The sequence below is a fragment of the Calothrix sp. FACHB-168 genome, assembly GCF_963889195.1.
In the GTDB taxonomy this organism is placed as follows: domain Bacteria; phylum Cyanobacteriota; class Cyanobacteriia; order Cyanobacteriales; family Nostocaceae; genus Aulosira; species Aulosira anomala_A.
In genome coordinates this window covers 238,628-259,071 of sequence record NZ_CAWPNJ010000041.1, presented here as the reverse complement: position 1 = coordinate 259,071, position 20,444 = coordinate 238,628, and the positions used below count along the sequence as shown (strand labels likewise).

General features: G+C 41.6%; 17 protein-coding genes. 6 read left to right on the top strand and 11 right to left on the bottom strand.

Annotated elements, in window-relative coordinates:
- Positions 1-49: 49 nt before the first annotated feature.
- The 3 genes from AACW45_RS24305 to AACW45_RS24295 form a co-directional block, all read right to left on the bottom strand.
- Entirely contained in the window at positions 50-1,621 is a 1,572-nt protein-coding gene (locus AACW45_RS24305) for a metallophosphoesterase (RefSeq protein ID WP_190629152.1), read from the bottom strand.
- Positions 1,621-1,947 carry a hypothetical protein gene (locus tag AACW45_RS24300; RefSeq protein WP_190629150.1) on the bottom strand — a complete coding sequence of 109 codons (327 nt, stop codon included), beginning with the start codon at positions 1,945-1,947 and terminating at the stop codon, positions 1,621-1,623. Before AACW45_RS24300 ends, AACW45_RS24305 begins: the two co-directional genes overlap by 1 nt.
- A gap of 102 nt (positions 1,948-2,049) precedes the next feature.
- Positions 2,050-3,870: an ABC transporter ATP-binding protein gene (locus AACW45_RS24295; protein ID WP_190629148.1), complete on the bottom strand. Its 1,821-nt coding sequence runs from the start codon at positions 3,868-3,870 to the stop codon at positions 2,050-2,052.
- 258 nt (positions 3,871-4,128) lie between these two features.
- On the opposite strand from AACW45_RS24295, the gene tnpA reads away from it, so the two are divergent.
- Both tnpA and AACW45_RS24285 read left to right on the top strand, forming a co-directional pair.
- On the top strand, positions 4,129-4,533 hold the full coding sequence (tnpA, locus tag AACW45_RS24290; protein WP_190629146.1) for an IS200/IS605 family transposase: 405 nt from the start codon (positions 4,129-4,131) through the stop codon (positions 4,531-4,533).
- A gap of 576 nt (positions 4,534-5,109) precedes the next feature.
- Positions 5,110-5,490: a hypothetical protein gene (locus tag AACW45_RS24285; protein WP_190629145.1), complete on the top strand. Its 381-nt coding sequence runs from the start codon at positions 5,110-5,112 to the stop codon at positions 5,488-5,490.
- Here AACW45_RS24285 and AACW45_RS24280 read toward each other — a convergent pair.
- Positions 5,487-8,891 (bottom strand): CHAT domain-containing protein, encoded by a 3,405-nt coding sequence (locus tag AACW45_RS24280; RefSeq protein ID WP_190629143.1) that lies wholly within the window; start codon positions 8,889-8,891, stop codon positions 5,487-5,489. The two genes, AACW45_RS24285 and AACW45_RS24280, sit on opposite strands and share 4 nt — an antisense overlap.
- Positions 8,892-9,135: 244 nt before the next feature.
- Between AACW45_RS24280 and AACW45_RS24275 the strand changes: the two genes are divergently transcribed.
- The 4 genes from AACW45_RS24275 (at position 9,136) to AACW45_RS24260 (ending at position 12,637) form a co-directional block, all read left to right on the top strand.
- Complete coding sequence (locus AACW45_RS24275) at positions 9,136-9,417, top strand: hypothetical protein (protein WP_190692787.1); 282 nt, start codon at positions 9,136-9,138, stop codon at positions 9,415-9,417.
- A gap of 359 nt (positions 9,418-9,776) precedes the next feature.
- A complete protein-coding gene (locus AACW45_RS24270; protein ID WP_190629278.1) occupies positions 9,777-10,622 on the top strand; it encodes an alpha/beta fold hydrolase in 846 nt (281 codons plus the stop codon).
- A 149-nt stretch (positions 10,623-10,771) separates the two neighbouring features.
- Entirely contained in the window at positions 10,772-12,493 is a 1,722-nt protein-coding gene (locus AACW45_RS24265) for a serine/threonine protein kinase (protein ID WP_190629142.1), read from the top strand.
- Between the two features lie 3 nt (positions 12,494-12,496).
- Positions 12,497-12,637 (top strand): hypothetical protein, encoded by a 141-nt coding sequence (locus AACW45_RS24260; RefSeq protein ID WP_190629140.1) that lies wholly within the window; start codon positions 12,497-12,499, stop codon positions 12,635-12,637.
- 26 nt (positions 12,638-12,663) lie between these two features.
- On the opposite strand, the gene AACW45_RS24255 is transcribed toward AACW45_RS24260, so the two are convergent.
- The 7 genes from AACW45_RS24255 to AACW45_RS24225 form a co-directional block, all read right to left on the bottom strand.
- Positions 12,664-13,452 carry an ABC transporter permease gene (locus AACW45_RS24255; protein ID WP_190629113.1) on the bottom strand — a complete coding sequence of 263 codons (789 nt, stop codon included), beginning with the start codon at positions 13,450-13,452 and terminating at the stop codon, positions 12,664-12,666.
- A gap of 84 nt (positions 13,453-13,536) precedes the next feature.
- Positions 13,537-14,742, bottom strand: coding sequence for an LL-diaminopimelate aminotransferase (locus AACW45_RS24250; protein ID WP_190629111.1), 1,206 nt, complete (start codon positions 14,740-14,742; stop codon positions 13,537-13,539).
- A gap of 144 nt (positions 14,743-14,886) precedes the next feature.
- Positions 14,887-16,083: an RNA-guided endonuclease InsQ/TnpB family protein gene (locus AACW45_RS24245; RefSeq protein WP_190629108.1), complete on the bottom strand. Its 1,197-nt coding sequence runs from the start codon at positions 16,081-16,083 to the stop codon at positions 14,887-14,889.
- 339 nt (positions 16,084-16,422) lie between these two features.
- Positions 16,423-16,758, bottom strand: coding sequence for a thioredoxin family protein (locus tag AACW45_RS24240; protein WP_190629106.1), 336 nt, complete (start codon positions 16,756-16,758; stop codon positions 16,423-16,425).
- 219 nt (positions 16,759-16,977) lie between these two features.
- On the bottom strand, positions 16,978-17,760 hold the full coding sequence (locus AACW45_RS24235) for a PspA/IM30 family protein (RefSeq protein WP_096642305.1): 783 nt from the start codon (positions 17,758-17,760) through the stop codon (positions 16,978-16,980).
- 157 nt (positions 17,761-17,917) lie between these two features.
- Positions 17,918-18,631 (bottom strand): PspA/IM30 family protein, encoded by a 714-nt coding sequence (locus AACW45_RS24230; protein ID WP_190629105.1) that lies wholly within the window; start codon positions 18,629-18,631, stop codon positions 17,918-17,920.
- Between the two features lie 165 nt (positions 18,632-18,796).
- Positions 18,797-20,062, bottom strand: coding sequence for a hypothetical protein (locus AACW45_RS24225; protein ID WP_190629103.1), 1,266 nt, complete (start codon positions 20,060-20,062; stop codon positions 18,797-18,799).
- Positions 20,063-20,444: the final 382 nt, after the last annotated feature.

Genomic DNA, 20,444 nt, shown 5'->3' with positions numbered 1-20,444 from the left:
AGTCAACCGTCAACAGTCAACCGTCAACTGTCAACCGTCAACTGTCAACTCAAATATCAAACGGCTCAACTTGACTATGAGTCCAATTTTCCCCAGAGCGTTCTGTAACTAGGGGTCTGATGGTAAACTTGGGTGGTGTACCGTCATGAACATCGATGCGTAGGCAGGAATATGCTAGTTTCTTTTGGAAACCGTAGCCTGTGCGCCCTAAATAAAGCAAAGAGTCGGCAACTTTGCGGCTAGGAGTTTCGGGAATCTCGGTAAAAGTCTCTAATAGTTCGTTACCTTCTGGACGTTGGCGACGGGGGCGGCGACCGCTACCACCGGAGATAATATAGTTGATGTGGGAGTCAGCGTAACCAGTATCAACGGTGCGGAGATATTCAAGACAGTGGGCATGACCGCTAAGAATTAAATCTACTATGGGGCGTTCTGTGACTTGCTTCCCTAGAGTTTCGGCTACTTGTTGAAATACCCAGCGCAAACGGTGACGCACGGCTAAAGTTTGGGCTTGATGCCATTTCGTGGCTTCTGTGACGTAGGGGGGATGATGGAGATAAATCACCCGTCCGCGAACTTCGGAGTTATGCCAAGATTCAATTAACCGTTGACGTAACCAATCTAGTTGTTCTATATCAATGGTGGCTGGTGTATGGGCTGCTAGTTGTTTTTCAATGTCGAGTTTCACCTCATTAATTTGGTCTAATTTGGCACTTAGGTCATCGAGTTGTTCCGCATCTTCCGGGTTATCGGGATTAAGGCGATCGCTTAATTCTAAAATCTGTTCTTCTTCTCTATCTATCTCCTGGCGCTGCTTTTGCAGTTCTCGGCGGGAAATATCCCCTGCTTGAGTAGACGGTAAAGGTGAAGGATCTTTGAAAGTATTGGAATCGAGAGCGAAAAAATCTATACCGCCATACCTAAAAGTGTAATAACGGTTAGGTAAACGGGTAAAAATTCCCGGTTCGTAGCGCAAACATCTGCCGGTATCTACTTTGGCGGTGTAATGATTGTCTAAATGCTCTTTTAATTGCTCTGGGGAGGCGATACTGGCGAGATAATCGAGAAACGCCTTAGCATAAGCATTGCCTTGATTGGAACCATGCCAACCAATTTCAAAATCCTTGTAGCGTAACATCCGCCGCAATCTTAGCGTACTGCCTGTAAATAGACGATACATCAAAGGCACATCATAATAATCGTGATTGCCCAAGACCGGCAGAAAAGGTAAATTAAATACCATGCGATCGTAAGCAATATTTTTGGGATTTTCCCCACCTACCAGGAATTCCCGGTAAGGTTCAATAAAATTTGCTGGGTAATATTCATGGGAACCTACCACATAAATTACATCGCCGGTGTGCAATACAAAACTGCTTTCGGCTTTATGTTCTAGCATCAGCTTTGCTACTAGACGCTGCGGGTGATAACCATAATGAGACTTAGTACCGCTATCGCCAATCACCAAAAAAGAGAATTCTGAATTATCATTTTGGCGATCGTCAATTACCAGACTTGTTTGGTCGATTCCCCGTTCTACAATATTGGGGTGCAACCAGCGTACTCTTTCCTGCATCTTGTGAATTTTCACAGGAACTGTAGGTTCAGATATTAATTTCATTAGTAATTACTCCATAATTTGGGCATTGGGCATTGGGCATTGGGCATTGGGCATGGGGCATGGGGCATGGGGCATTGGTGAATAGTGAGGCTTAAAGGTGCAACTTCCGAGATAAAAACCGCAAGGTTGAGGTTTAAAGCTGCAAATTCCGACATCAAAGGCGCAACTTCCGAGATAAAAGCCGCAATGTTTAGGTTTAAAGCTGCAAATTCCGACATCAAAAGCGCACCTTCCGAGATAAAAGCCGCAACGTTCAGGTTTAAAGGCACAAATTCCGACATGAAAGCCCCAACTTCCGAGATAAAAGCCGCAATTGACTTGTTCAAAACCGCAACCTCCGCGATTAAAAGTCTAACTTCCAACTCCAAAGCCCCTAATTCCTAGCCCAATGCTCCATGCCCCATGCCCAATGCCCAATGCCCCATTCTTTACTGATACCCCGCCGCCTGTAACCAGAAAAGCTTGGCATATTGTCCGTCAGCTGCCAATAATTCTGCATGAGTTCCCTGTTCTACAACTTTTCCGGCTTCAATCACCATGATTTTATCCGCCATGCGCACTGTCGAAAAGCGGTGAGAAATCAAGAATACCATCTGATTTTGGGTGACGGTGCGAAAATGATTGAAAATATCAAACTCCGCTTGGGCATCCATTGCTGATGTCGGTTCGTCTAATACTAAAATATCGGCTCTAGTCCGCATAAAGGCACGGGAAAGGGCGATTTTTTGCCATTGTCCCCCAGAAAGTTCATGTCCACCTTTGAACCAACGCCCTAGTTGGGTGCTAAAATCATCGGGTAATTGGTGAATAAACGGTTCCGCCATACCTTTTTGCGCTGCATTTTGCCAGCGATGGCTATCGTCTAAATATTCGACATCGCCAACGCCGATATTTTCTCCGACTGTGAACTGATAGCGGACAAAGTTTTGAAAAATCACGCCAATCCGTCGCCGCAATACTTCTATATCCCATTCTTGCAAATCTACACCGTCAAGAAAAATCTTCCCTGCGTCTGGTGCGTACAGTCGGGTGAGTAATTTAATTAAAGTCGTCTTCCCGGAACCATTTTCCCCAACAATAGCGAGTTTTTCCCCTGGTTTTAAATGTAGAGAAATATTGTTTAATGCCGGCTTGCTGTTTCCGGGATAGGTAAAGGAGACATTTTCAAAGCGAATCCCATCTTCAGGATTGACACCAATGGTGACTGTACCCCAAGGTTGGGGCGATTCTTCCTCAAGAAAGTCATAAAGATTAGAAAGATACAGGTTATCTTCGTACATCCCGCCAATAGAAGTTAAAGCAGCCGCAAAAGTTGACTGTCCTTGGCGAAAGACGGTGAGATACATTGTCATATCCCCTAAAGAAATTTTCCCTAACACCGTTTCGATGACAATCCAGGCGTATGCGAGGTAAAAAGCGGCGGTACTTACCAAACTTAAAAGGTAACCCCAAAATCCCCGGCGCAGAGTTAAGTCCCTATCTTCACCATAAAGTTGATGAAAAATGTTGCGATACCGCCGCAGCAGCATTCCCCCTAGTTGAAAGAGTTTAATTTCCGTGACATAATCCTCTCGCGCCAAGAGATTTTCTAAATAATGCTGCTGACGGGTTTCAGGCGCGCGCCAACTAAACAGGCGAAAAGCTTGGGTAGCAAATTTAGTTTCCGCAATAAAGGCAGGCATGGCGGCTACAATCAGCACAATCACCGCCCACACAGAAAACTTGACTAATAAAATTCCGTAAGTCACCAACGACAGGGCACTTTGCACCAGTCCAAAGGTACGATTTACCAAAGAAAGGGGACGTACAGAGGCTTCCCGGCGAGCATTGAGGAGTTTATCATAAAATTCCGAGTCTTCAAAATACCTTAAATCTAATGTCTGCGCCTTTTCCAAGATAAGTACATTCACGCGCTGACCGAGTAGCGCCCGTAACAGTGATTGACAGACAATCAAACCGCGCTGACTCCCTGCCAATAACATGACAGCGATCGCTTCCAATGCTACATATAATAATGGGCGGGAAATATCGCCATTGATACCAGCTTGAGCCGAGAACACCACCGCATCGACTATTAACTTGCCGAGATAAGCGATCGCCGCCGGTAACAAACCAGCGATTAAAGTTAAACTAGCCAGAATAATTGTCAAACTACGACTAGTAGTCCACACTAGCGCAATAGCCCGTCCACTGTAACGGAAGACAGCTAGTGATTGTCGCAGAGCCTTTCGTGTCGTTTTAGTCTTCATTATTATTTTTATAGCGTGGAAAGGAGTGCGATCGCTGGATAATATTGATATCAATAGTTCTCGCACAAACCTGATATACCGCCCGCACCCTAGAAGGGTGGGGCTAACGCTACAAAGCCCACCTTCGTGGGCTAATTTTCTTCAGCCCACGAAGGTGGGCTTCGTTTATTTAGCCACAGGCTTATAGCCTGTGGGCGTTATTTGGGCATAGAGGGAGGGAAATATATATTTGTTGATCAATATGGCAAATTAAGGGCAATGTCGAGGAATTTTACGCAATTATATTTGCATTGTGTGTGGGGAACTTGGGATAGATTACCCCTAGTGACCAAAGATATTCAAGATATTATTTATAGTGCGATCGCGCAACAATGCACCAACTTAAAATGTAGCGTTATCGCCATTGGTGGTGTTGCAGATCATATACATCTTCTGACAAATTTTCCACCTAGCTTAACTGTGTCTGAACTCATAGGCAAAGTTAAAGGGAGTTCTTCTCATCTCATCACGCATGAAATTAAAACTAATTCCCTGTTCAAATGGCAAGGTGGTTATGGTGCATTCACCGTCAGCAGCCAAAATCTTCAGCAAGTAGCTAATTACATCAAAAATCAAGCCACACACCACCATCAAAAAACTCTTTTTCAGGATTGGGAACTTTAAATATCTAGTTTAAATAGGAAATTATTTATCGCTGCTCCCGAAATCCCGCCGTCACCCTACAAGGGTGCGGCTAATCCTACAAAGCCTGCAACAGCAGGCTAAAAAACCTAGCCCACGTACGACGAAGTCGTTCCCGAAGGGTAGGTAAGCTCATGTAGCAATAGCCCCAGGCTTCTAGCCTGCGGGCGGTATATCGGGTTGGCTAGCTAATAAATTCAATACTCTTTTGAAAGACTGGGAACTTTAACCAACTACCCCACGAAACTAGCCCACAAAGGTAAGCTCATGTAGCAATAGCCCCAGGCTTCTAGCCTGCGGGCGGTATATCGGGTTGGCTAGCTAATAAATTCAATACTCTTTTGAAAGACTGGGAACTTTAACCAACTACCCCACGAAACTAGCCCACAAAGGTGGGCTTTGTAGCAATAGCCCCAGGCTTCTAGCCTGCGGGCGGTATATCGGGTTGGCTAGCTAATAAATTCAATATGGAAGTGCGATCGCCATATTTCTCAATTAATCATTAGATGTATAATCGCTGAATGCTTTGTGTATTTATTGATTGATTAAAACTATTAAATGCTTACCGTTACACCAGAGGAAATTAGTCAATTTCGCAGCCAGTTGGCGGATATTCCAGAAGCTTTAGAAGCTTTAGATGCAATAGAAGAGTGTCAGGGAAATCTAGAAGCAGCAGCACAGTTAATTGCTGTTGAGACAACCGAAGCAGAAGTCAGCTTGCGAGGAAATTCAGATTATTTAGAAATATTAGCTCGAAAACTCAGCAAAATTATCTGTCAGGAAGAATTTGACGAGATGATAACAGGAGTATTAACAGCTGCGATCGCAACTCTAGCAGCAAGTGGTAATATTCCCGTAGCTTTGGCAACTCCAGTTGTAATTTATGTTGCCAAAATCGGCGTGAAGAAGTTTTGTGAGACTGCCAAACCTGAATCCTAAAGCCCTGTAGCTGTAAATCCTGCCCAGTAAAATGGTGCTGCAAAAGGGTGGGGTTTACGCTTGCAGGTTCTTTTTAATATTGCTCTTGCTACCGGGCGCGTGTCTTCTGGAATTTGAGCAAAAATTTCCTCAATCTGTGGATGATATTTAACTAACAGTGCTTCAAATTCTTCTGTGGTTAAATTTCGTAGCCACTGCTGTGCTTGATTGAGTGCTATGGAGACAGTATTTATTGTTTGCAAGTTTTCATAAAATTTCATCATCAAAAATGCTGTAGATAAATCGCTGACAGTCCACAAACTACTGACTACAGCTTTACTCCCAGCTAATAGAAAACCGCTAGGTAAACCAATATATTCGTCACTGGCATTTTGAAAATCAATTAATCCAGTTTCGCAAGCGGAAAGGGTGACAAGGCGACATTTTTCTAATTTGAGACTGAAGATTTTATCTAGGGTAAGACATTTGTCTAAATCGTCGGTTTCCCCTGCTCGCACATTCAGGTAACGTTCGGAGTCGGTTTTTGTTAGGGTGTTGGTGATAAGTGCATTGGCTAAAATTAGCGCAGATTTACCGGGATTTGTTAAGTTAAAATATCCGTGACAGCTAAAGTGGGTGCAGTGGTAAGTATTTAAGTCAGAATTATTAATTGCTGTGAGTGTCGCTGCTGTTTTTTTCAGGACATTGGCTGGATTAAAGTAGCTTTGAATAACTTGTACTTCTAAATCTGTATAGTTTAAATCTCCTGTGGGGTTTTGAATGGCAAACAGGGATTGAAAATCAGGACGTTTGCGCTGTTGCACCTGTTGCAGTAGTTGACAACTGGGTACATAACTCACACCACCAGCAAATAAATCTAGAAGACAAAGCGAATTTTCAGAATTTTGATTTACTGGAATTGCATGAAGAGGGAATAAATGCAAGAACAAATGGGGAATTAGGATGAGTTTATCGCAGTGCTTTGGTATCTGGGTTAATATTTCATCAATGTGCAGAATCGAGGCTAATTGTTTGAGTTCTTCCCCTAAGATTTTCTGCCATTGGTCTTTTTGATCATAGTAATTCTGCAAATATTCATTTACCCAATTTACCAAGGCGTTTCTATCTTCTGGTTGGGATTGCCAAACAGTTACATCTCCTCTTTTTGTGACAATAAACGCCAGAATTTTGTCATTGAGAATATACCACTCAATAATGGCTGTACGATCATCCAAAGTAGCTTGAAAGGAATCAAACTTAAAACCATAACCAACAGGTAAGTATTGGTTTTGCAATTCATTACGCTGCTGTCGCAACTGTTGCAGATGTTGTGCTAGAACTTGGAAATTTTCAGCTTTGCTATTTTCGATTTGATATTGTCCTGTGGCTATTTCATCCCTGTATATTTCTAGTTGAGTGACAACATCTGCGGGGAAGAAAGTTTTAGAGTCACGTTCGAGGATTTGTTCAACTAAACTGCGGGTTTTACTACGTTCAACATATTCAATTGCCTCGGTAATATTAGCTAATTCCAGGCAAACTTCCACCATGCTGCTATAAACTTTGTTAAAGGATTCCGCTTGTTTGCGTTTTGTTTCTTCACCAGAAACGATTTCTGAGCGTAAATATTCTACTGTGTCAATGGCAGATTTAAACTGATCGTAAGCTGAGGTAAACTGGTTACTGTTTTGGTAAGCAATTCCGAGTCCAAACAAAGATTCTGCACGGTTTTCAGGCAAAGCTTCTCTAGTGTAGACAGTTAAAGCATCAGTAAAAGCAGCGATCGCCATTTGTAGATTATCGTGTCTGTCTCCTAATATTCTGTTGCGGTAAGCATTTCCTAGATTATTTTGCGTTGCGGCCCAATCTAAAGGTAAGCTTTCGCGGGTTCTAACTTCTAAAGCATTTATATAAGCTTTAATAGCAAGTTCAAAATTTTCTGCTCTATCTCCCTTAATTCTTTCAACATAAGCAATGCCCAAATTATTTTGTGTGATTGCCCATTGTTGAGGGAGGCTCTCACAAGTATATACTTCTAAATTAGCGATATAAGCAGAAATTGCTTTTTCGATATTATCTGCTTTTTCTTCCTTAATTCTGTCAATGTAAACAAGGGCTAGATTACTTTGAGTCTCAGCCCAGTCTAGAGGCAAATTTTTGCGTGTTCTCACTTCTAAAGCATTTATATAGGCTTTAATTGCAAGTTCAAGATTTTTTACTCTATTTCCCTTGATTCTGTTATAGTAAGCAGTGCCTAAATTATTTTGAGTGGCAGCCCAATTTAAGGGTAATCTTTCGTAGGTTCTTACCTTTAAAGCATCTTTGTAGGATTTGATTGCTTGTTCAATATTTTCTACTCTATCGCCGAATATTCTCTCACAGTAAGCATTTCCTAAATTGTCTTGTGTCATTGCCCATTCTTGGGGCAATGTTTCATGATTTCTGACTTCCAACGCATCTTTGTAGGATTTGATTGCTTGTTCAATATTTTCTGCTCTGTTACCCTTAATTCTGTTATAGTAAGCAGTGCCTAAATTATCTTGTGTTGCTGACCATTGTTGGGGAAATACTTGGCGGTTTCTGACTTGCAAAGCATCTGTGTAGGCTTTGATTGCTTGTTCGATATTATCTGCTTTATCTCCTTTGATTCTTTTATCGTAGGCGTTGCCCAAATTATTTTTCGTTATTGCCCAATCTAGAGGTAAAGTTTCGCGATTTCTGACTTCCAAAGCATCTGTGTAGGCTTGAATTGCTTTTTCAATATTATCTGCTTGATCTCCCTTGATTCGGTTACAGTAGGCGTTACCCAGATTATTTTTCGTTATTGCCCACTCTTGGGGAAAAGTAATGCGGGTGAAAATAGTTAAAGCTATTTGATAGCCAGTAATAGCAATTTCCATGTTGTTGGCTTTACTGCTTAAGGGATACTGACTAATCAGATTACTAAAATCACCAATAGCTGAAGCGTAAGGTTGCGCTACATCTGGTGCAACTTCCGTTAGTATATTTGTCCACCACTGGCGCAATATTTCTGCTAACATTCCGTCAAGCTTGTCTGTATTCCTTGCCAGCAAGGGGTAAACTACCTGGGAATCACCCCTACTTTTTACGGTTGCTTGTAGTACCTCCATCAAGAATTGGTAATATGCTTGTATCTCCTCCTCACTGAGAGATTGCAAATCTACTTCATTATCTAGATTCAACGCTTCCCCTAGTTGCATTGCCAAATTTCGCAACCAATTTGCTGTCTTCTCATCCCCGTGTTGGGAACACATCTGTGCTTCTTCTTCTATCTTCTGCAATAAGCCAACATCCAGTAAATCTTGGTTTGCTGCTAAAATTTCTGGGACTTCATTGTTACTACGACAATTCAACAGGCTGCGAATGAGGTTGAGATAGGCTTGCTGACGCTGTTCGTTCATGGGTAAGAGCGTGAGAAGTAATTTTATGATGAGATAAACTCAACACTAGCGTCCTAAATTCCTGAAAAGTGTAAAATTTCATCATAGGTGATGGGTTTTTGAGGTAGATTCAACAAAAAAACTAGCTACTAAACTTTTCAAGATTCTCTCTCAACTGTTGATGAATCCGTTGGCGTAACCCGCCGCTAGCATCACCCAGGCGCAATTTTAGGTAAAAAAGGATGCGAACTTAAAAAAGAACCTCGTGAATGAGGCTTTGAACTCGGTTAATGAGGATATTTTCTTCGTGAATGAGGCTTTGAACTCCATTAATGAGGATATTTTCCTCGTGAATGAGGCTTTGAACTCCATTAATGAGGATATTTTCCTCGTGAATGAGGCTTTGAACTCCATTAATGAGGATATTTTCCTCGTGAATGAGGCTTGGAACTCGGTTAATGAGGATATTTTCCTCGTGAATGAGACTTTGAACTCCGTTAATGAGGATATTTTCCTCGTGAATAGACAATATACTGAATTTGCGTAGGCTTTGCCCGCCGTAGGCATTGCCCTGTAGCGGTTTCAGGTAACGTGAGGGTGCGTTGGCGTAGCCTAAGCCCAAATACTGATATCAATAGTTTTCGCGCTAACCCGACATACCGCCGTCACCCTAGAAGGGTGCGGCTAATCGAACAAAGCCTGCCTTCGCAGGCTAAGAAATTAAGCCTGCGAAGGCAGGCTTCGTACCAATAGCCCCAGGCTTCTAGCCTGCGGGCGGTATATGGGGTTAGCGCGAGAACTGTTGCAATCTGTATTCACCAACAACATCCTCGCCACAGTGCAAGCATTTTTCTTTTCGCGATAACATATAAGCGCGAAGTTCTATCTGTGGGTGGATATGTAATGATGCCTATACGTCAAACCTTCTCCAAGTCTGACATTCAGCTGTCTTACTTAGAGTGGCACCAAGGTCAAGAACCCTTATTGCTATTACATGGTTTAGCCGACAATGCCTTAGTATGGTCTAGCTTAGGGGATTATCTAGCCGCAGATTACCATATAGTTGCCCCAGATATGCGTGGTCATGGCGAAAGCAGCAAGCCGGAAGATGATTATAGCTTTGAAAGTGCGATCGCGGATTTAGAAGCCCTGATGGATAGTTTAGGATGGTCTAGTGCCCATGTTGTTAGTCATTCATGGACGGGTAAATTAGCCGCTATCTGGGCGAGACAAAATCCCCAACGCTTGCGGAGTATGATTTTGATAGATCCCATCTTCATCTGGAAAATGCCCAGCTACTTTAAACTGACATTTCCCCTGTTATACCGGGTTTTACCGTTTCTTAAAAGTATGGGGCCTTTTGTTAGTTACGAGTCAGCCAAACAGCAAGCGCAACAGTTAAGCCAATATCAAGGTTGGACTGATTTACATCAGCAAGTCTTTGATGCGGGAATTGAACAAAAGCCTGATGGTAGTTGGGGTAGTAAATTTACTATAGCCGCCCGCGATCGCATTTTTGAAGATGTCATGCGCGTACCTGGGTTAACAGAGCCAGTTTATTTACCAACTCTCTTCATCCAACCCCAAAAAGGCGTAAATCGTCAAGATTGGCAACTAAAACCCTACAAAACTCATCTAAAAAACTTAAGCATCTGCCAAGTTCCCGGAAATCATTGGCCTTTCTTGACACAACCAGAAGCCTTTAACCAAACTGTAGCAGCATTCTTAAATCAACACAAATGTAAAGTTTGAAGGATGCAGGATATAGACAGCTTGCACAAAGCTAGGATGTAGAGAAGTTTTGATATCCAAGTTTGTCTGTAATTAATTTTGCAGCAAAAAATTTCTAGCCATTCTTGCTTCTATATCCTTAATTCTTAAATATTACCTATTAACTAATCATGAGCCTTTGTATTAATCCAGTTTGTCCTCAACCCAATCAATCTAGCCAGGAGGAACATCGTTTTTGTCAAAGTTGTGGTTCCCAATTACAACTTTTAGGACGCTACCGTGTCACACACTTATTAAGTGAAAAAACTGGTTTTAGTAGAATATACGAAGCATACGAACAAGATACACCAAAAATCATCAAAGTTCTCAGAGAAAATTTATCGAATGAACCTGAGTTAGTCGAACTATTTCAGCAAGAAGTCACCGTACTCAAACAGTTAAATCATCCCGGTATACCCCAAGTCGATGGCTACTTTCAATATCAAACCCGCAACGGTTTATTATTGCATTGTCTAGCAATGGAGAAAATCGACGGACTTAATTTAGAACAATGGCTGAAACAACAAGAAAATCTCCCCATTTCCCAAACACAAGCTATATATTGGCTGAGACAATTACTAGAGATTTTAGCAGTCTTACATAGTCAGCAATACCTGCATCGGGATATTAAACCTAGTAATGTTATGCTGCGCAGTTCACCAGATACCCAAGGTAAAAAAGATGGGGGAGATTTGGTGTTAATTGATTTTGGCACAGCTAAAGAATTCGCCCAATCTATAAATGGGGAAACTGCAATTTTATCATCTGGCTATAGCGCCCCAGAACAAATGCATGGCGCAGCCGTACCCCAATCAGATTTTTTTGCTTTAGGACGCACCTTTGTATTTTTACTCACAGGTTACCATCCTTTAGAAATGTACGATATTCAGCATAATGTTTTGCATTGGCGAAATCGGACAAATAATATTTCCAGTTTATTGTTAAATTTAATTGATTGGCTGATGGCTCCGGAAATCGAAAACCGTCCCGCCAATGTTCAAGAGATTTTAGATAAATTAGCCGAAATTGAAAAAATATTAAATGCCAGTATAACTACAACTACAACAGGAACTGCACCAGATACTCACCAAACTGCACAGTTACCTGCACCAGCGATTAAAACTGTTAAATCTCCCGAAAAACTCCCAGAAAAACTCCCCTTAATTGCATTAATTGCCGCTTTACTTGCATCATTAGGTTTACTAGGTTTAATAGCTTTATTCTTAGGAAATCTCAAATTTAATTCCTTACCTAATTATGGACAAGCGCCAGAAAGAAAAGGTAAAGTAGATTATTTTCCTTATGTAGAAGGGCAAGATAGTCAAGGTAGAAGCGCTGAGTTTAATATTGCTGTTTTATCTATAGAATATAAATGGCTTTTAGGCAGTAACTTCCAAATTAAATATAACGATAAAGTTATCAGTCTGGAAGCCTTAAAGTTAAACTTAGAACAAGAAGGTATTCAGAAGATAATGGAAAATCCCAGCGAAATTATCTCTGTAGGTACAGCTTCTTGCGAAGGTGATACAGTAATTGAACAACGCCGCGCTTTAGAACGTTCTCAGCAAATCCAACTTTTAGCCAAAAAATTATTTAGTAATACACCCAGCGTTAAGGGTTATCGTTTATTAAATTTAGGACAATTTCAACGCAGTGATTGTCAAGCCAGTCAAGATTTAACTGCCTATCAAAGAAGTATTATTATTATTGGCGTCAAAAATAAATCATCAGGTGTAATTGTCGATGAAGCTTTGAGAAATCGCTTAGAGAAGAAACCTTTCGCTGATTTTAAATTAGATGATTATTCTTTAGGTTCAGCCGAAAAATTTAAAACCATACCCAATAATTTATAGCGAATGCATATCAAAAATCGTAGGGGTGGGGTTTCCCCACCCTTACCACAGGTTGAAAGGATTAGGTTGTCAACAGTCAACAGTCAACAGTCAACAGTCAACAGTCAACAGTCAACAGTCAACACCAATATTTCTCAAAACTGAAACTTGAATTTTGAATTTTGAATTCTCTAAGCTCCCATACCAGAATAATGCTTTAAACCCAGACGCCAAAGCCAGCGATTTACACCTAAAAATATTAATATCCAACCAATCAAAGCTAAAAATCCCCGCCCTATATCTATAGGTAGCCCAATTAAAATATTGGCTGGTAAATCAACTAAATAAGGAAAAGGTGTCCAAATCAGTACGGCTTTGACACTTTCGGGAAATACTTCTAGGGGTGCAATAACTCCAGAGAGAAATAAATAAAATAATAACCAAAGATTATCTAAAGCAATAGCTCTTTCTGTCCAAAAAGCGAACATCGCAAAAGTATATTGAATCAGAAATCTTAAAATAAATGCCATGATTACTGCTAATATAAATAACAATAACCTACCCAAATTTGGTATCCAAAAAGCTTGAGGATATAAAATAAAAAATAATACAATCAATATTAATGTAAACTGAAGCCTAGCAAATCTATCGGCAACATGTCCAGCCAAGTGATGCCATACAGGATCTAAAGGTTGGATTAATCTAGGTGAAAGTCTACCTTCCACTACTTCTCGTTGAAAGTCCCAAATTACCCAAACAGCAGTAAATTGTCGAATAATAAAAACTGTTAAAAAGTACCGAGCAAAATCTACAGGTGTTAAATTTAAGCGTCCACTCTGAGCTGCTTGTATCCAAATACCCATGAATATAATCGGTAAAGAACCAGATAATACCCATAAAATCATTTCTGCTCGGTACTCAAGCATATAAGCGTAGTAAACTGAGAGCAAAGTCAGCGCTTTTCTAATTATCCGCCGCATGATTTACCGCATTTATTTTGAGAGTTTGTAGTAAGCACTTGAGTGCTTAAAAATTAAGGAATGAAGTCCTTACTACGCATTTATCTAACTCAGAGAATTGAGAAACTCAGCTATTCTCTCAACAGCAGTTTCTAAAATAGCTGGTTCATGTACTAACGCAAAACGAACATAACCTTCACCCGATTTACCAAAACCAGAACCAGGGGAAGCTGCTACACCAGTTTGCTTAACTAGTTGAATACAAAACTCTTGAGAATTTAAACTACAATTTGCAGGTAACTTTGCCCAAATATACATTGTGGCTTTGGGAGTGGGAACATACCAGCCAATACGGTGTAATGCATTAATGAATGTATCGCGACGCTGACGGAAAATAGCAACTCCTTTTTCCACGCCGATTTGGGAACCTGTTAAAGCCGCGATCGCACCGTTCAAAATTCCCCGATACTGATTAAAGTCCACAGCTGCTTTGACTTGACGTAAAGCTCTGATTAATTCCGCATTACCAATAGCATAACCAATCCGGAAACCGCCCATATTATAAGACTTGGACAGGGTGAAAAATTCAATTGAGATACTTTTGTCTGGGTCAGCTTGTAAAATTGAGGGTACTAAAGTTTGGGTATCAGCCTGATTTTTATCCTCATTCTCTGGAAATACCAAATCTACATAGGGGAAATCGTGAACTAACACGATATTATGCTGCTGACAAAAAGCCACAGCTTCTTGGAAAAATTCTAAAGTCGCGATCGCAGCTGTAGGATTATGAGGATAACTCAACACCATCATCCGCGACTGTGCCACAACCGGAGCCGGAATATCGTTAAATACTGGTAAAAAATTATTTTCTTCCAGTAATGGCATGGCATAAATTTGACCGCTAGCTAAGTAAACTCCGCCCATATGCGAAGGATAGCCAGGGTCGAGTAATAAGGCGAAATCTCCCGGATTTAAGACTGCCAAAGGTAAATGTGCCGTACCTTCTTGGGAACCAATTAACGGCAATACTTCAGTTTCGGGGTCAACTTTAATACCAAATTTATTTTCATACCAATTAGCAGCCGCTTGCCGAAAACTGCGAGTCCCGTGAAACAGCAAATAGCCGTGGGTACTCGGATCGTACAGCGATTGCGCGATCGCTTCAATCACATGAGCTTCTGCTGGTAAATCTGAAGAACCTAAGGATAAATCAATTATCTCTCGTCCAGCAGCCAAAGCCGCAGCCTTAGCTTTATCCATATCTGCAAAGACATTAGATTGCAGGGGTTGTAAACGCTTGGCAAATTCCATAGTTGTTAATACTCAATAGTTATAACCAATAGCCAAAAAATTTTAGCTTCGGGATTTTCAATGATAGATTAAGCCCGTACCTTTAGGTATGGGCTGGGTTGACGCTCCCCGCATTTCGCTTCGCTACATACGGGGATTCTTGTTTCACTGAGCAACCTTGCCTAGACTTGTTACCAAATCTGGGTAGAGGGTAGTCTCTCCACAAGCGTTTAAAGTTTCGGTGCGCCCCACCGTACTTAAATCGTAATTAGTTTGTTTCAGCGCCTTGTTCAAGATGTTAATACTGGCGTTCAAGTCCCGGTCTAGAACACATCCACACTTGCAGATATGAGTGCGAACAGATAGGGATTTTTTCACAACTTCACCACATGATGAACAGTTTTGACTTGTGAATTTTGGGTCAACAGGTACAACGACTCGACCGTATATTTTCCCAAAGTATTCTAGCCATTGGGTGAACAACGACCATGAAACATCACTAATTGATTTTGCAAGTTTGCTATTCTTAACCATGTTTTTCACTTGCAGTTTTTCGTATGCCACAAGGTCGTTAGACCTTACCACGCATAACGCTTGCTTAACTGCGTTATCTTTACGCTGACGCGAAACTTTCAAGTGTTTTCTACCAAGACGGTTAATAGCTTTCTTGCGATTATTAGAACCTTTCTTTTTACGGCTAACCTGTTTTTGAAGACGCTTTAATGACTTCTCGTATGAGCGTAAATATCTAGGGTTCTCTACTGTATTCCCCTGCGAGTCAGTATAGAAATGGTTCAGTCCAACGTCTAAACCTATAGTTTTACCTGTTGGCTGAGTATTTATATTCCGTTCAGCATCCACACAAAATTGAACATAGTAGCCATCTGAACGTTTAACTATTCTGACTCGCTTAATTTGTTTAATCTGGTAAAAATGTAAATCCCAAGTCCCAATTAACTTTAGCTGACCAATATTACATTTATCTGTGAATTTAATGTGCTTGCGGTCATCTGAAAGTTTCCATCCACTCAATTTATATTCAACTGAGCGATTGTTTTTCTGGAATCTTGGATATCCTTTTTTACCTGGAACTTGAGCTTTGCAGTTATCAAAAAATCTTTTAATTGCGAAAGCTGTTCTTTCTGCTGCTGCTTGTCTTGCTGAAGAATTTAATTTATCAGCAAAGTCAAACTCATTGGCTATAACAGCAGTATATTTATTCAAGTCGTAAGGCTTAACCTTTGAATTGTCCATCCAAAAACGCAAGCACTTATTACGGATGAATTTAGTAATCCGTAACGCCTCATCTATCTGTTGGTATTGCCGTAAAGTGCCTTTAGCTTTGAACTCAAAAACAATCATTGTTTCTGCCTTATCAACCTGAAGGTATTTTATAATATTTTAGGGAGCAATACAATCCCTAAAATTGTTAAATACTCAACTACCCCTTCTCTGTTCTTGCGGAGCAAGAACAGAGAAGGGGTGTCTCAACAACTACTGCCTTTCATCCCCACACTCCGCTTCGCTGCGTATGGGGTCTTCTCGGCAAAGGAGATAAAATATTTTCGATTTTACATCTACTCCCGACTTTATTCGGGAGTAGAAAAGCTAAGAAAGCCTAATTAAATTTTGGATTTTGATTTTTTCATCCAAAATTGACAACCTCAGATTAAGTCAGCAAGCTGGGCTTTAAACTTGTGACTAATTTTTATTGAAATATTCATCTAAGAGGCTGATTAATTTATCTTTATTCATGACTCCCTCAGTGGATGCCAATAGTTTTTCACCTTTAACTAACCTGATAGCAGGTACGCCTTCCACTTGGAATTGTTTAACAGTAACCGGGTTGGGGTCAATTTCCATTTTAACTACTTTTAGGCGATCGCCATACTTGTTAGCAGTCTGGTTAATTACTGGTGACATTAGTTGACAAGGCCCGCACCAGGAAGCCCAAAAGTAAAGCAATACTGGTAAATCAGCTTTTAAAACTTCGGTTTCAAAATTAGCATCAGTTATGGTGATTACACCTGTACTCATTACAGTCTCCATCGGGTGGCATCGATCAAAGTGGGCACACAAAATACTGTATCTCAATCTGAGTGGTCATTGGTCAACAGTCAACCGTCAACAGTCAACAGTCAACATTTGGACTATGGACTATTGACTTTTGACTATGGACTATTGACTTTTGACTAAAAAAGCAAAATCCCACAACCTAAAGGTGTGGGACTAGTTGGAAGAAGTTATAAAACAAAATTACATTTGATCCAATTGTTTGCGTAAGGATTCCAACTCAGAATCTACTACGTCATTATTAGCTTTAGGTTTAGTAGTTTCTTGTTGTGGTGGTAGTTGGGGTTGATTGGCTGAACTAGCAGGGCCTAAAGTCATTTGGGCTTTTAAAGCGGCTAATTCATCATCAACATCGCTACCAGCTTCCAAACGCGCAAACTGGGTTTCTAAGTCAGCACCAGCTAACTCGGCGGCTGACTGCGCGCGTGCTTCTTGGAGTAAAACCTTCTCTTCCATACGCTCAAAGGCTGCTAATGCACTGCTGGTATTCATCCCACTTACCATATTTTGCAGTTGCTCTTGGGCTTTAGCAGTGGTAATCCGCGCTTTGAGCATTTCTTTCTTGGTTTTAGCTTCAGAAATCTTGCTTTCTAGCTGAATCAGGTTGCGCTTGAGGGTTTCGACTTGAACGTTTTGCTGATCTAAGCTAGCCTTGAGGGCGGTGCCAGTTTCAGTGTAAGTCTTTTTCCGTTCTAGGGCTTGTCTTGCTAGGTTCTCATCACCTTTTTGCAGGGCTAGTTGGGCGTTGCGCTGCCATTTGGTGATTTCACTTTGGGCATCATTGTACTGCTTATCAGTGCGTTTTTGGGCAGCGATCGCTTGAGCCACACCCTGACGTAGCTGAACTAAATCTTCCTGCATCTCCAGGATAGATTGCTCTAGCATTTTCTCAGGATCTTCAGCTTTATTTACCAGGTCGTTGAGGTTAGCACTGACTACTCGCTTAATACGATCAAATAATCCCATAAGTTTGTTTTTTCCTTGTGTTGTTTACGCAATTTGTTGGCAGTTAAGCTTTTACTGTTTAATAGCTACTTATTCCAATGTAATCTTTCCAGCCAGGAACAGTACCTCCCAACACCCCTTATTTGTTAAGATATACTCCCGCTTACCCAATTGACCATCATGTTGGCTGTTGACTTTCGGGTAGCTGTTGTTTTGGACGTACTTCCGCAGCATCATTTACAACCTGTAGTTTCATTGCTGCTAACTCGGTGTCAATATCATCCGTAGCTTCCAAGGCTGCAAATTTTTTTTGTAAGTCATCACCACCCAATTGAGCTATAACTTCTGATTGTGCTTCTAGCTGCAAAACCTTTTCTTCCATGCGCTCAAAGGCATTTAAGCTGCTAGTGGCAGAAACACTACTCAGCATCTCTTGGAGCTTAAAGGAGGCTTCTGCCGAACGAGCGCGGGCAATGTACAAATCTTTTTTCGTTTTTGCTTCCGCTATTTTTAACTCTAGCGTCCGCATATCCTTTTTCAGTTTATCCACCACTTCAGCTTGCTCTATTCTTTGACTCAAGAGCGCTTTGGCAGTTTCCTGATAAACTCGCCGTTTAGTTAGAGCTTCTTTGGCTAGAGCTTCGTTTCCTTGTTGCAGCGCCAATTGAGCGCGACGATACCATTCTTCGGCTGTAGACTCAGCAGCAGCCGCCTGTCGTTCCGTTCGTTTTTGAATAGCGATCGCACTTGCAACTCCCCGCCGCAGTTGCATCAAATTTTCCTGCATCTCCATCACAGTCTGTTCCAAAACCTTTTCTGGATCTTCTGTACTGTTGAGGAAACTATTCAGATTCGCTTGTACCACCCGCAGGATACGCTTCATCACTTCCATGTCGGCTCTCCATTCACTTTTGCCAGTCACGTAGGGGGCAGGGGGCAGGGGGACAAGGAATTTTAGATTTTAAATTTTAGATTTTAGATTCAAACCCAATCCAAAATCGCAAATCCAAAATCCAAAATTGAATTGCCCAATGCCCCATGCCCCATGCCCAACATCTTATGGCTGCTGCACTCTAGCTTGAATTCCGTTTTTCTCTAGTAGTTGTAGATGTTTTTGAACTTCTTTTTGAGTTTTAAAAGCACCCAGGAAAATAAATTTGTTATCGGTTGATAAATAAGCATCGGGAACTACTCGCCGTACTGAGGCAAAAGTGCGATCGCTCTCATTATCAATCACTACATGATAAAAACCATCTGCTGAGGGTTTGAGTTGGGGATTGGGTAGTGTTTGGCTGTTGGTTGGCGTGCTGGGCGTTACTGGTTGCGCCTGTGGTGATGGCGCTACTGTGAGGGGATTTACAGCTTGTGGGGGAGCTACTTGTGTAGGCGGTTGAATGGGGGGATTAACTGGTTGTATTGGCACAGGATTGGGCACTGGGCGGGGAGTTTCTTGTCCTTTCGGTTGTAAGCCGACAACATCATTAGGATCGTTGACTTCGGGAAACTCTTTAGTCGCCAGATTGGGATATTTGGGTATGGGCGTGAGTACTGGTTCTGGTTGGGCTGGGGTATTGCCTACAGGAACTGTAGTTTTTTCCGTAGGGGTAGTAGGGGTAGAAGATTGAGAACTAAATAATTTACTCAGGTTCAAATGAGTCAAACCTTTAGGATTGAAAATTACATATCCCAGAGTCAGACTTGCTACCAAAAGCAGTAGCATCGAACCTATACCCAACGGTGAGAGTAAACCATCATTAGCCGTGCTGGGCTTTTTCTTTTGCGGTGCTTCATCTGTGACGCTTCGCAGCAGTGCTTCGCTAGATTCTAAATAATCCTCCGGCTCAATCGGGGTGTCATCTGCTTTTAAGCCATTACTATTTTGCTGTGACTGTCCTGTTGGTATGATGCTGGTAGTAGGATTCACTGGGGGTGGCGGCGGTGGTGGCGGTGTTTGGGTCACTTCTGGAGTAGAAGATAACAGCAAATGATCCATTTCATCTAACTCGGCTGGCTCTGTAACTGCTTCCATTGCTGGCGTATCAGCTGTCACCGATGGTGCTACAGATGGTGGAATACTGGGTTTGGTTTGTGCTGCTTGAGACTGCTCCATAATAGCCGCCGCGATCGCTTGCGGTGAACTACCGACATAACTAATTACACGTGCAGAATTTGGTAACCTAGAAGTGTTGCGTGTACGTCGGTATCTAGCTAACTCCCGATCTAGCTGGACTTCTAAACTCGCCAGTGCTGCTGCTAGTACTGGCTTTAAAGTCGGTGTTTTAGACAATTGAGTGTCAGAATTTACTCGCGGATTTTGACTCATTGCCTGCTCCCTAAAACTGATACAAAGCCGGACATATCTAGAGATGAATTTTTACTTTCTGCTGCTGCAAAGATGGTTAATAGTATCCCATCCACAGCTAAAAATAGTCGAACCAGCCGTGTTAAAGTCACGGTGAATCTCTTAATCATAATTAGAACAAATATCAACAAGTTGTTACAGTCACACATAAGCCGCCAATATCGGGAAAATGCCCCTGGACATTGGCTACCCTACAAGCATCTAAGCTAATGCGCATCTAAATGGCATAACTACTAATCAGGGTTGTCAACAGTCATCAGTCAACAGCCCTCTCCGCAAGGCGCTGGCTAATTTTTTTAGCATCTTGAATGAATTTTTTTAGTATAGATCCCAGACCTCAGCT